Raw genomic sequence first — 12,148 nt, forward strand, 5'->3', positions numbered from 1 at the left:
ATGAGCACTCCCGGCGGGGGAGAGATGCATCAGCCCCTGCCGGGGTGCTTCCGTCATCAGGACCGGCCCACGGGTCTACGCTGCTCGCGCTGCGGCCGGCCGGCCTGCCACGAGTGCCTGCGGCAGGCGCCCGTGGGGTTTCACTGCGTCGACTGCATCGAGCAGGAACGTAAGGGCGCCGCGGCGCGGATGCCACGTGCGGCGCGGCCCGGCACGGCGACCGCAGGCCTGCGCACCACGCTGTCCGCGCACCCCACGGTGACCTACGCGCTCATCGGGCTCAACGTCCTCGCCTACCTGATCACCGCCGTGCAAGCCGGCAGCATCCTCGACAACAACCGCGGATCGGCGCTGTATGAGCGGTTCGCGCTGGTGCCGGGGCTCGTCGCCAACGGCGAGTGGTGGCGGCTGATCGGCAGCGGCTTCCTGCACTTCGGCATCCTCCACCTGGCCGTCAACATGTATGCGCTCTACGTGGTGGGCATCGCGTGCGAGAATGCGCTGGGCAAACTCCGATACTCGCTGGTGTATCTGGTGGGCCTGCTGGGCGGGTCCGCGGCAGTGATGTTCGGCGCCTGGAACGGCCAGACCGCCGGCGCCTCGGGCGCGATCTTCGGTCTGTTCGGCGCCGTCCTGATCATCCTGCTGCGTCTGCGCCGCAATCCCAACATGATGATCGCCGTGATCGTCATCAACGTGATCATCTCGGTGTCGGTGCCCGGCATCTCCTGGCTCGGCCACCTCGGCGGCTTCCTGGCCGGGACCGCGGCGACGGCGGCGATCGTGTACGCGCCGGAGGCGCTGCGCGCCGTCGGAATGCGGGCGCCGACGCGCAAGGCGGTCGTCGGCGCGGGCTTCGGAGTGCTCGGGGCGCTGTTCGTCGTCGAAATCGTCCTGATCGCCGTGCAGGTGGCGTCCATCCAGGACCGGTACGCGCTCATCCTTCCTCATCTGCGGTTCTGATCAGGACGGCGGCACCCCGCGGCGACGCCCTGGCGATCCGCGGGTGCCCGCGCAACTTTCCCCACGTTATCCACAGGCCTATCCCCAGCTGTGAGCAAGTTACACCGATGTTATTCACAGGCCCGCGGACAATGCGTGCGCGGCGGGGCGTGGTCAGAGTCCGTGGGGCTCCGGCGGCACCGCGCGGGCCTCGACGAGTGCGGAAAAGACCCGGTCGGGGTTGGTGCCCAGATCCCACCGTGAGAGCAGCAGCAACCGTTCATCGGGCTCGCGCACGTCGATCTCGAGGATCGGCACCTTGCGCGCCAGGCGCGGGTAGCGGACCACGCGCAGGCGGTAGATCTGGTCGATGCGGTACTCGCGGCTGGTGAAAGGCGTGCGCACGGCCAGCCGGGGCGGCGTGCCGCCGGTACCGGGGACCACGCGCAGGCGCGGGCGCACCAGGCCGCCGATCGCCGCGATGATCAGGAGCAGCACGGCGGCGAGTCCGAGGAGACCGCGGCCGACGACGTCGTCCGAATAGGATGCGGAGCCTGCGCCCAGAACCGCGGCGCCGACGAGCGCGGCGAGCACCGTCGCCCATTTCGGTGCCCACGCCAGCTGGGGCGTCGCTTCCGGCCCGGTCATCGCCACATCCTGTCCCCAACATTATCCACAGGGCTTCTCCACAGGTGTGGAGAAGTTACATCAGTGTCATTCGCCCGCCGGGCGGACACAGCCGGGGTTAGCGCCACCCCATCGTCATCAGCAGTCCGGCGATCATGAAGCCGAATCCGATGAGGTAGTTCCAGCCGCCCAGGTCCGCCATCCACGTGAGCCACGACGCCGAGCCGGACAGGTACATCAGGATCAGCCATGCCAGGCCGATGATCATCAGGCCGAGCATCACCGACACGTAGAGGGTGCTGGACGGGCCGCCGGAGACCTTGACCGGCGTGCGGTTGGACGGGGCCGCCGCGGCGGCGCCGGCCTTCTTCTTGCGAACCTTCGACTTGGGCATGGGTCCTCACTTGCTCGCGTCCTGCTACGGGTGGGTGGGCGCCGTGTCCTCCCCGGGGGGCGCGTCCGCTCGTGCGACGCGCCGCCTCCGGCACCCTCGCCTACACGCTAACCTAACCGCAGGGTATGACGCATGGACGGAACCGGCTGCACGGTTGGAAGGTGTGATCGTCCGTGACGGACAATGACGCGCAGGATCCGCGGGACGGCCCCATGCCCGACGGCCCTGTGCGCGATGACGGGCCCCGGCGCGGCCGGACGTCGGCGTGGCGCTGGGGTGTTCCGGTCGTGTGCGCGGTGATGGGGCTGCTCATCGCCCTCACCTACGTCAGCTCGCAGGGCAGGGAGCTGCGCACGGCCGACTCCGCTCGCCTGTCCGACCTGGTCCGCCAGGCGCGCGACGACACCGACGCCGCCCGAGCCGACCGCGACGGCCTGCAGTCGCGGCTCGACGCGGCGCAAGCGCGCGCCGCGCGCAGTGATGCGGGGGTCGCGGGGCTGCTCGACCAGGCGGAAGCGCTCGGCGAGCAGGCCGGCAGGGAGGCCCTGACCGGCCCCGGGGTCACAGTGACGCTCACGGACGCGCAGCGTGATGCCGCGGGCAACTACCCGGCCGGCGCACGACCGGACGACCTGGTCGTGCACCAGCAGGACGTGCAGTCGGTGCTCAACGCGCTGTGGGCGGGCGGCGCCGACGCCATCCAGGTGCAGGATCAACGCGTGACCACTCTGTCCGCCCCGCTCTGCATCGGCAACACTCTCCTGTTGGGCGGCCGCACCTACAGCCCGCCCTACATCATCACGGCGATCGGGCCGGTCGAATCGCTGCGGCGCGCGCTGGACCGGGAACGCGGCGTGCAGATCTACAAGCAGTACGCCGAGCGCTACGGGCTGGGATACGACGTGACGAGCTCCGATGCGCAGCACGTCGCGGCGGCCGGCGCCACCCCGCCGCTGCGGTACGCCAGACCGCTCGGCGGCTGACTGCGGCGCACCGACCTGCAGCGATGACAGCGCACGCGGGTAACATCCGCGCCATGCGGATCCTCGTCATCGACAACTACGACAGCTTCGTGTTCAACCTGGTGCAGTACTTGGGCCAGCTGGGAGTGGACGCGGACGTGTGGCGCAATGACGACGAACGGCTCGCCGGCCTGGACGCGGTGCTCGACGGGGTGGACGGCGTGCTCATCAGCCCCGGCCCGGGCACCCCGCAGCGGGCCGGCGCGTCGATGGACATCGTCCGCCGCTGCGGTGCCAAGCGGATCCCGCTGCTGGGCGTGTGCCTGGGGCATCAGGCGATCGGCGCGGTGTTCGGGGCCACGGTGACCCGCGCCCCCGAGCTGTTGCACGGCAAGACCAGCGTGGTCACGCACGACGGCTCGGGCGTGCTCAGCGGCGTCCCGAGCCCGTTCACCGCGACCCGCTACCATTCGCTCACGCTGGACCCGGCGACGGTCCCGTCGGAGCTGGTGGTGACGGCGCGCACGGACTCTGGCGTGGTGATGGCGGTGCGCCACCGCGACCTGCCGATCGACGGCGTGCAGTTCCACCCCGAGTCGGTGCTGTCCGAGGGCGGGCATCGCATGCTCGCGACGTGGCTGCGCTCGTGCGGGCTCTCCGTCGACCCGCGGCTCGTGGACCGCCTCGAGGCCGAGGTGGCGGAGACCGCCGCGGGCGCGCGCTAGCGACACCGCCCCGCCGGGATGCGGCCCGGCGGGCGCGGCTCAGTCGGGGATGCCGAGTTTGCCCACATCCACGTTGACGATGCCGTTCTTGGCGACGGGCTGCCCCGCGGCAGGCGACTGCTTGATGATCTTGCCGACGTCGGCCGGCACCAGCGTCGACACCGGGTGCTGGGTGACCGCGGTACCGGTCCAGCCCACCTCGCGGAGCGCGCTGGTGGCCTGCGACGGCGTCATCCCGGAGAGGTCAGGCATGGTGACCTGATTGCCGCGCGAGACCGTGATGGTGATGGTCTTGCCCTGTTCCAGCTTGCTGCCACCGCCCGGATCGGTGCTCAGGACCGTGCCGCTGGGCTGGGTGCTGTCCGCCTCGCGGACGGTGAACTGGAATCCGGCACCTTCGATGTTGCCCTGCGCGCGGCTGATGTCCTGGCCGACGACGTCGGGCACGCGCACCATCTGCGGTCCGCTGCCCAGGGTGAGGGTGATGGCGGTGCCGGCGTTGACGGTGACCCCGGCCGACGGATCCTGGGCGACCACCTTGCCGGTGCGCCCGTCGGTGGACGGCTTGTGCTCGACCTCGTCGGCGACGATCAGCCCCGCGTCGGCGAGCGTCTTGGCGGCGTCCTCCTGGGTCAGGCCGTCGAGTCTGGGCACCGACACCTGTTTGGGCCCGTCCGAGACGACGAGGGTCACCGTGCGCCCCTTGTCCACCACGGTCCCCGCGGCGGGTGCGGTGTCGATGACGGTGTCCTTGGGCACGGTCGGGTCGGGTTTGCGCTGAAGCAGCACGTGCAGGCCGAGATTCTGCAGCGACAGCTGAGCGTCGGACGCGGACTGGTCGGTGACGTTCGGCACCGTCACCTGGCCGCCCCCGCCGGATCCCACCCGATTGACGAGGAAGAACGTGGCTCCGCCGACGACGATGAGTAGCGCCACCAGCGCGAACACCCATCGCATGCGCGAACGGTGTGCGGGCGGCGCCTGCTGCGGCTGGTCGGCGACAGCGGCCGCGGTGACCCCGCCGATCCTGTGCGGCGCCGCCGGCGCGGTGCCGAAGATGGTGGTGCGCTCTTCGTCGGACATCACCAGTGGGGCGCTCGGCCGTTGGCCGGAAAGCACCTTGACCAGGTCGGCGCGCATCTCGGCGGCGGTCTGGTAGCGGTTGGCGGGATTCTTGCTCAGCGCCTTGAGCACGATCGAGTCCAGATCGTCGGACACGTCCGGGTTCACCAGCGACGGAGCGGACGGCTCCTCGCGCACGTGCTGGTAGGCGACGGCGACGGGGGAGTCGCCGGTGAAGGGGGGCTCCCCGGCCAGGACCTCGTAGAGCACGCAGCCCAGCGAGTAGATGTCCGAGCGCGAGTCCACGCGCTCGCCGCGGGCCTGCTCGGGCGAGAGGTACTGGGCCGTGCCCACCACCGCGGCCGTCTGCGTCATCGTGCTGGTGCTGTCGGACATCGCGCGCGCGATGCCGAAGTCCATCACCTTCACCTCGCCGGCCCGGTTGATCATGATGTTCGCGGGCTTGATGTCGCGGTGGACGATGTCGTTCTGGTGGCTGAAGTCCAGGGCGGAACAGACGTCGGCGATGACGGCGGTGGCGCGGCGCGGATCCATGGGCCCGTCGCGGCGGACCAGGTCGCGCAGCGTGTCGCCGTCGACGTACTCCATGACGATGTAGGGCAGCGGCCCGTCGTCGGTCTCCGCCTCGCCCGTGTCGTAGACGGCGACGATCGACGGGTGGTTCAGCGCGGCGGCATTCTGCGCTTCGCGGCGGAACCGCAGGTAGAACGAGGGGTCGCGGGCGAGGTCGGCGCGCAGCACCTTGATGGCGACGTCGCGGCCCAGGCGGTCGTCGCGGGAGAGGAACACCTCGGACATGCCGCCGAAGCCGATCGTCTCGATCAGCCGGTATCGGTTGGACAGTTCGCGCGGCGTCGTCATGGCGTCAATTCTCGGGAGTCAGCGGCGGTGGTGCGCTGGGCGGTGGTGCGCCGCGGGGTGGAACGTTCGGAGGTGCTCTGGTTCGAGGCGCCCTCGTTCGTCCCGCCGGTGGTCGTCGGGGCGGTGGTGCGGGTGGTGGTCCGCCGGCTGGTGGTGGTCGGCGGAGCGGTGGTCGTGGTGGTCCGTTCCGTCGTCGTCGCGGGCGTCGTGGTGGTGGTCGGGGCCTGGGTCGTGGTGGGCGGTCGCGTGGTGGTGGGGGCCTGCGTGGTGGTGGGCGGTGCCACCGTGGTGGTGGGGATCAGCGGCGGTGTGGCGTCCGTGCCCCCGCCGCCGTCGACGGCGTCGGCGAACAGGATGCCGCCGGTGATCATCGCCGCGGCGAGCAGTACCAAGGCCGCGGCCCAGGCCACGGCCTTCTGCCCGGTGGTCCACTTGCCGCGGTCTGTGGCGCCCGCGGCGGGGACCGCGGCGGGCGCGGCGTGCGTCATCCCCGTACCGGCAGGGCCGCCCATGCGGGTCGGCGGCATGGCGGACGTGGCGGGCGCCGCAGCCGCGCCGGCGACGCCGAGCGGACGCGGCGGGCGGCCACCGGCGCGCACGGCGGCGACGGCGGCCGCGAACTCGCCGCCGTCCCGGTAACGCTGCGCGGGGTCCTTGGTGAGAGTGATCTGGACGAGCTCACGCACCGGCGCGGGAATGGACTCCGGCAGCGGCGCGGGCGCCTCGCCGATGTGCTGCTGCGCGATCGCGACCGTGCTCTCCGCGCGGAACGGCCGGGCGCCGGTGAGCGTCTCGTACGCGATCACGCCCAGCGAATAGACGTCGGACGCGGCCGTCGCCTCCTGCCCCAGCGCCTGCTCGGGCGCGATGTACTGGACGGTGCCCATCACCATGCCGGTGCGGGTGACCGGCGCGGCGTCGATGGCCTTGGCGATGCCGAAGTCGGTGACCTTGACCTGGCCCGCAGGCGTGATGAGGATGTTGCCGGGCTTGACGTCGCGGTGCACCAGGCCCATCCGGTGGGCCGCCTGCAGGGCGTTGCCGCACTGCTCGAGCATGTCCAGCACCAGGTCCACCGGCACCGTGCCCATGCGGCGGATCACCGCGTTGAGCGGCTCGCCACGTACCAGCTCCATGACCAGGTAGGGGATCGAGGACCCCTGCGAATCGGTGGTCTCGCCGTAGTCGAACACCCCGGCGATGCCGGGATGGTTCAGCCGCGCCGTGGTGCGCGCCTCCGTGCGGAAGCGCTCGAGGAACTCCGGGTCGTCCGAGTACTCCGGTTTGAGGATCTTGACCGCCACGTCGCGGTCCAGCCGCAGGTCCACCGCCTCCCACACGGCGCCCATGCCGCCGGTCGCGATGTGCCGCTGAAGCCGATAGCGCTCGGAGATGATCGCGCCGCCCTGCAACGCCATGTCACTGCCCCCCTTGCACGGCGGCCTCGATGACCGCACGCCCGATCGGCGAGGCGATCTTGCCGCCGGTGGCGGACAGGCCCGCGTTTCCGCCGTCCTCGACGATGACGGCGACGGCGATGACCGGGTTCTGCGCGGGCGCGAAAGCGATGTACCAGCCGTGTGGAGGCGTCTGCTTGGGGGTGGAACCGTGTTCGGCGGTGCCCGTCTTGGAAGCGATCTGCACCCCGGGCACGCTGCCCGCGCCGGTGGTGCCCTGCTCGGAGGCGATCATCATCTGCGTGAGCTCGTCGGCCACATCCGGCGGGATGGCCTGCCCGGGGGAGGTCGGCGCAGTGGTGGACAAGGTCTTCAGATCCGGGCCCTCCAACTCTTCCACCAGGTAAGGCTGCATCCGCACCCCGCCGTTGGCGACTGTAGCCGCGATGACGGCGTTCTGCAGGGGCGTGAGGGCGACATCGCGCTGCCCGATGCTCGACTGGCCCAGAGCGGCGGCGTCGGGAATGGTGCCGACGGTGGAGTCGGCGACCGGCAGCGGGATGGACGGCGTGTCCGGCCCGATCCCGAAATCTTCGGCGGTGTCGCGCAGGGCGTCGGCACCGTACTTGATGCCGAGCTGCGCGAACGCCGCGTTGCAGGAACGGGCGAACGCCTCGATCATCGGCACCGTGTCGCCGGGGCCGCAGCGCTCGTCGGCATAGTTGTGCAGCACGGTGTTCGTGCCCGGCAGCGTGAGCCCTGCGGCGGCCGTGAGGGGGTCGTTGATGGTGGCGCCGTTCTCCAGCGCGGCGGCCGAGGTGACCACCTTGAACGTCGAACCGGGCGGGTAGGTCTGCGAGATGGCACGGTTGAGCATCGGTGAACGCGGGTCGGTGTGCAGACGTTTCCAGTTGGCCGCAACCTCGGCGCCGTCGTGGCCGGCCAGCAGGTTCGGGTCGTAGCTGGGCGCGCTGACCATGGCGAGGATCGCGCCCGTGCGCGGATCCAACGCCACCACGGACCCGGTGAGGTTCTGCGAGGTGAGTTGGTCGTAGGCAAGCTGCTGGAGGACGGGGTTGATCGTCGTCTCCACGTTGCCGCCGCGCGGATTGCGCCCGGAGACGAGGTCGAACAGGCGGTTGCCGAACAGCCGGTCGTCGGAGCCGCTGAGAATCTGATCCTCGGCCTTCTCCAACCCACTGCTGGCGTAGTTGAGCGAGTAGAAGCCGGTGACCGGCGCGTTGGCCTCGGGGCTGGTGGGCGCGTGGGGATTGGCCGGGTACACCCGCAGGAACTTGAAGCGGTCGCCGGATTCGACCGACGCGGCCAGCACCTGGCCGTCCGCGGAGATCTGGCCGCGCTGCCGCGAGTACTCGTCGACGAGCACGCGCTGGTTGCGCGGGTCGGCGCGCAACTCGTCGGCCTTGAACACCTGAAGATAGGTGACGCCGGCGAGCAGCACGACGACCATGGCCATCACCAGCATGGCGACGCGCCGCATGGGTGTGTTCACTCGACCCTCCTCACCATCTCCGTGGGGGCGTCCCCGATGGGCGTGGGATTGCGGCGCGCGGGCGGCGCCGGCGGCCGGCGGGCCTCGTCCGAGACGCGGACCAGGACCGCCAGCAGGATGTAATTGGCGAGCAGCGACGAGCCGCCGTAGGACATGAACGGTGTGGTCAGTCCGGTGAGCGGAATGAGCTTGGTGACGCCCCCGACCACGACGAACAGCTGGAAGGCCAGCGTGAACGCCAGGCCCGCCGCGAGCAGCTTGCCGAAGCTGTCGCGGACCGCGAGCGCGGTGCGCAGGCCGCGGATCACCAGGATCGCGAAAAGCATGAGCACGGCGGCCATGCCGATCAGCCCGAGCTCCTCGCCCACCGTGGCCATGATGAAGTCGGTCTTGGCGAACGGCACGGTGTTCGGCTGGCCGCTGCCCAGGCCCGTCCCTGCGAGCCCGCCCGTGGCGAAACCGAACAGCGCCTGCGAGATCTGGTAACCGCTGGTGTTGTAAGTGGCGAAGGGGTCGAGCCACACCTCCACGCGCTGCTGGAAGTGGTCGAACATGAAGTACGCGGCGGTGGCGGCCAGCAGGAACAATCCGATGCCGATGAACAGCCAGCTGGCCCGGTCGGTGGCGATGTAGATCATCACCAGGATCGTCCCGAAGATCAGCAGTGCGAAGCCCAGGTCCTTGTTGAGCACCGCGATGCCGATCGCCAGGACGACGGCCACCAGCAGCGGGGCCAGGTCGCGCGCGCGGGGCACGTCGAGGCCGAACACGTGCTTGCCGGCGGTGGTGAACAGGTCCTTCTTGGACACCAGGAACGCTGCGGCGAACACGATGATGAGGATCTTGGCGAACTCGCCCGGCTGGATCGAGAACCCGGCGAAGCGGATCCAGTTTCGCCCGCCGTTGACCTGGCTGAACCGGGCGGGCAGCAACGCGGGGATGATGAGCAGCACCAGGCCCGCCAGGCCCAGGGTGTAGCTGTAGCTGGACAGCACGCGATGGTCGCGCAGGAAGTACAGCACCACCGCGAAGCAGACCAGCCCGATGAGCGTCCAGATGATCTGCTGGTTGGCGTCGGAGCTGGGCGCGGGGTGACCGAGGAATGCCTGCGTCTCCTCGTCGGCCAGGTCCAGGCGGTGTATGAGGACCAGTCCGAGCCCGTTGAGCAGCGCCACGATCGGCAGCATTATCGGGTCCGCGTACGGCGCGAACCGGCGGATGACCAGGTGCGCCAGCACCATCAGCACCGTGTACGCGGCCGCGTACTTGGCCAGATCCCACGTGAGGTGCTGTTCCATCGCCACCTCGACGATGACGAGCGCCGCGAATACGACGGCGATCGCGAACAGCGTCAGCCACAGCTCCGCCGTGCGGCCGCTCTTGGTCTGCGGCGGAGGTGCGAAACCGCCGGGCGGGCTGTGGAAGGCGGTGTCCTCGGCGGAGGGCTCGGGCGTGCTCATCAGGCGCCCACCCGGCAGTTCTGCCCCGGGACCTGGCCGGGCGCGAGTTCAGTGCTCCCGGTCGGTGCGGCATCGGCCGGCGCGGGCGTAGTGGTGGTCTCCGCAGGGGAGGAGGGTTCTGCGGGCGCGGTGGGCTCGGCCGGCGGCGGGGCGCCCGGAGCCACGTCCGGCCCGGGTGCGGGCGCCGCCGGCTCGGCGGTGCGGCACACGGGCAGCAGCTCGGTGCGCACCAGCTGGCCGATCTGCTGCTGCGCGTTCTCCAGGCTGCCGCCGGGCAGGCCGGAACGCACCTGCTCCCGCGCGGCGGGCTGCAGGTCGTCGATGGTGAGCACGTCGCAGTCGGCGGGGTCGGCGTCGGGCGCCACGAGCTGCAGGGTGCCCTCGTCGTTGACGCACCCCACCTGCTGCACGCTCTGCATCGAGATGCCGAGGACGCTTCCGGGCACGCCGCGGTGCACCGCGACCAGGCCGTCGGATTCGCCGACGTAGTAGCTGCTGCGGATCCACATGACCGCCACGGTGACGCCGATGCCCGCGAGGACGACGAGCAGCGCCGCGACGAAGCCGATACGCCCCCAGCGCCGCTTCGCCGCCGGGGCCGGCTGGGTGGCGAGGACCCGGCGCGGTTTGGCGGCCGGCGGGCGCATCGCCGCAGCACGACCGGCCGAGGTGTCCGGGGGAGGAGCGTCGTCCTCCTCGTCCGAGGCCGCGCCGGCGACGATCGGACGGCTCTGTCCGTAGTCGAGGTCGATCACGTCGGCGACGACGACGGTGATGTTGTCCGGCCCGCCGCTGCGCAGGGCCAGCTCGATGAGGCGGTCCGCGCATTCGCGGTGATCGCCCTGGCGCATGGTGTCCGCGATGGTCTCGGTGCTGACGACGTCGGACAGTCCGTCCGAGCACAACAGGTAGCGGTCGCCCGCGCGGGACTCGCGCATGGTCAGCGTGGGTTCGATGTCGTTGCCGGTGAGGGCGCGCATGATCATCGAACGCTGCGGGTGCGTCTTGGCCTGTTCGGCGGTGATGCGTCCCTGGTCGACGAGCGATTGGACGAAGGTGTCGTCGCGGGTGATCTGTGTGAGCTGGTCGTCGCGCAGCAGATAGCCGCGGGAGTCGCCGATGTGCACCAGGCCCAGGCGGCTGCCGGCGAACAGGATCGCGGTGAGGGTGGTGCCCATCCCCTCGAGCTCGGGCTCCTCGTCCACGTGGTCGGCGATGGCCTCGTTGCCGGCCCGGGTGGCCTCCTCCAACTTGCCGAGGATGTCCCCGCCCGGGTCGTCGTCGTCCAACGGCGCGAGCGCCGCGATGATGAGCTGGGAGGCCACCTCGCCGGCGGCGTGCCCGCCCATGCCGTCCGCGAGGGCCAGCAGCCGTGCGCCCGCGTAGACGGAGTCCTCGTTGTTGCCGCGCACCAGGCCGCGGTCGCTGCGCGCGGCGTACTTGAGTACCAGCGTCACGAGCGCAACTCGATGACGGTTTTGCCGATGCGCACCGGGGTGCCCAACGGGACGGGCGTGGCGGTGGTGACCTTGACCCGGTCCAGATAAGTGCCGTTGGTGGAGCCCAGGTCCTCCACGTACCACTCGGCGCCGCGTGGAGACAGGCGTGCGTGCCGGGCCGAGGAGTAGTCGTCGGTGAGCACGAGAGTGGAATCATCGGCCCGGCCGATGAGCACCGGTTGCGTCCCCAGTGTGATCCGCGTGCCGGCCAGCGCACCCTGCGTGACCACGAGATGCTTGGCGACCTTGGCGCGGCGGCCGCTGATGCGCGCGGGCTTGACCGGGTACCGGGCGCTGGAGAAGCGGGAGCCGGAGGCGGCGTAGACGTCGGTGCGGAGCACGCGGAGGACCGCCCACACGAACAGCCACAGGAGCAGCAGGAAGCCGCCACGCGTCAGTTGCAGCACCAGGGCTTGCACGGTGGTCCACCTCCTGGGGTCGGCGGGTGCGGGCACCCGGCGTTCTCGGGGTCGGTGCGGCCGGGGGCCGCGTTGTCGGGGTCTGCTTCGTCGGTAGGGCACGGCCAGGGCGGGCGGCGCAGATCGCAGCCTACTGGCCGGAACCGCCGTCCGGGCGCGGAGCATGAGCCCGCGCCGGTCGCGTGCGCCACCGAGAGATCATCGTACTTGTGCGGCCGGACATCCCGCCCGTCTCGTCGACATATCCGCCCGCGACCTGCGTCGAT

11 protein-coding genes are annotated in these 12,148 nt (G+C 70.9%); 3 read left to right on the forward strand and 8 right to left on the reverse strand.

Going from position 1 to position 12,148, the window contains the following annotated elements:
* Complete coding sequence (locus H4F70_RS00980; RefSeq protein ID WP_182349223.1) at positions 1-963, forward strand: rhomboid family intramembrane serine protease; 963 nt, start codon at positions 1-3, stop codon at positions 961-963.
* Between the two features lie 153 nt (positions 964-1,116).
* On the opposite strand, the gene H4F70_RS00985 is transcribed toward H4F70_RS00980, so the two are convergent.
* Positions 1,117-1,590, reverse strand: coding sequence for a PH domain-containing protein (locus H4F70_RS00985; protein ID WP_182358674.1), 474 nt, complete (start codon positions 1,588-1,590; stop codon positions 1,117-1,119).
* A gap of 97 nt (positions 1,591-1,687) precedes the next feature.
* Entirely contained in the window at positions 1,688-1,963 is a 276-nt protein-coding gene (gene crgA / locus H4F70_RS00990) for a cell division protein CrgA (RefSeq protein ID WP_182349221.1), read from the reverse strand.
* Between the two features lie 212 nt (positions 1,964-2,175).
* On the opposite strand from crgA, the gene H4F70_RS00995 reads away from it, so the two are divergent.
* The gene (locus H4F70_RS00995; RefSeq protein WP_182360077.1) at positions 2,176-2,946 is read left to right on the forward strand and encodes a DUF881 domain-containing protein; all 771 of its coding nucleotides are present in this window, start codon (positions 2,176-2,178) and stop codon (positions 2,944-2,946) included.
* Positions 2,947-2,999: 53 nt separating this feature from the next.
* Positions 3,000-3,650, forward strand: coding sequence for an aminodeoxychorismate/anthranilate synthase component II (locus H4F70_RS01000; RefSeq protein WP_182358675.1), 651 nt, complete (start codon positions 3,000-3,002; stop codon positions 3,648-3,650).
* A gap of 39 nt (positions 3,651-3,689) precedes the next feature.
* Here H4F70_RS01000 and pknB read toward each other — a convergent pair whose 3' ends face one another.
* From pknB to H4F70_RS01030, 6 genes are read right to left on the reverse strand one after another with little or no spacing between them, the layout of a single operon-like run.
* Positions 3,690-5,594, reverse strand: a complete 1,905-nt coding sequence (pknB, locus tag H4F70_RS01005) for a Stk1 family PASTA domain-containing Ser/Thr kinase (protein WP_182358676.1) — start codon at positions 5,592-5,594, stop codon at positions 3,690-3,692.
* Positions 5,591-7,012 carry a serine/threonine-protein kinase gene (locus tag H4F70_RS01010; RefSeq protein ID WP_182358677.1) on the reverse strand — a complete coding sequence of 474 codons (1,422 nt, stop codon included), beginning with the start codon at positions 7,010-7,012 and terminating at the stop codon, positions 5,591-5,593. Before H4F70_RS01010 ends, pknB begins: the two co-directional genes overlap by 4 nt.
* A 1-nt stretch (position 7,013) precedes the next feature.
* Positions 7,014-8,504 (reverse strand): peptidoglycan D,D-transpeptidase FtsI family protein, encoded by a 1,491-nt coding sequence (locus tag H4F70_RS01015; protein ID WP_182358678.1) that lies wholly within the window; start codon positions 8,502-8,504, stop codon positions 7,014-7,016.
* Complete coding sequence (locus H4F70_RS01020) at positions 8,501-9,964, reverse strand: FtsW/RodA/SpoVE family cell cycle protein (RefSeq protein WP_182349166.1); 1,464 nt, start codon at positions 9,962-9,964, stop codon at positions 8,501-8,503. The genes H4F70_RS01015 and H4F70_RS01020 overlap by 4 nt, the downstream gene beginning before the upstream one ends.
* Complete coding sequence (locus H4F70_RS01025) at positions 9,964-11,421, reverse strand: PP2C family protein-serine/threonine phosphatase (protein ID WP_182358679.1); 1,458 nt, start codon at positions 11,419-11,421, stop codon at positions 9,964-9,966. The genes H4F70_RS01020 and H4F70_RS01025 overlap by 1 nt, the downstream gene beginning before the upstream one ends.
* Positions 11,418-11,882 carry an FHA domain-containing protein FhaB/FipA gene (locus tag H4F70_RS01030; RefSeq protein ID WP_182349174.1) on the reverse strand — a complete coding sequence of 155 codons (465 nt, stop codon included), beginning with the start codon at positions 11,880-11,882 and terminating at the stop codon, positions 11,418-11,420. The genes H4F70_RS01025 and H4F70_RS01030 overlap by 4 nt, the downstream gene beginning before the upstream one ends.
* Positions 11,883-12,148: the final 266 nt, after the last annotated feature.

Origin of the sequence: Tomitella gaofuii, assembly GCF_014126825.1 — a bacterium.
Lineage (GTDB): Bacteria > Actinomycetota > Actinomycetes > Mycobacteriales > Mycobacteriaceae > Tomitella > Tomitella gaofuii.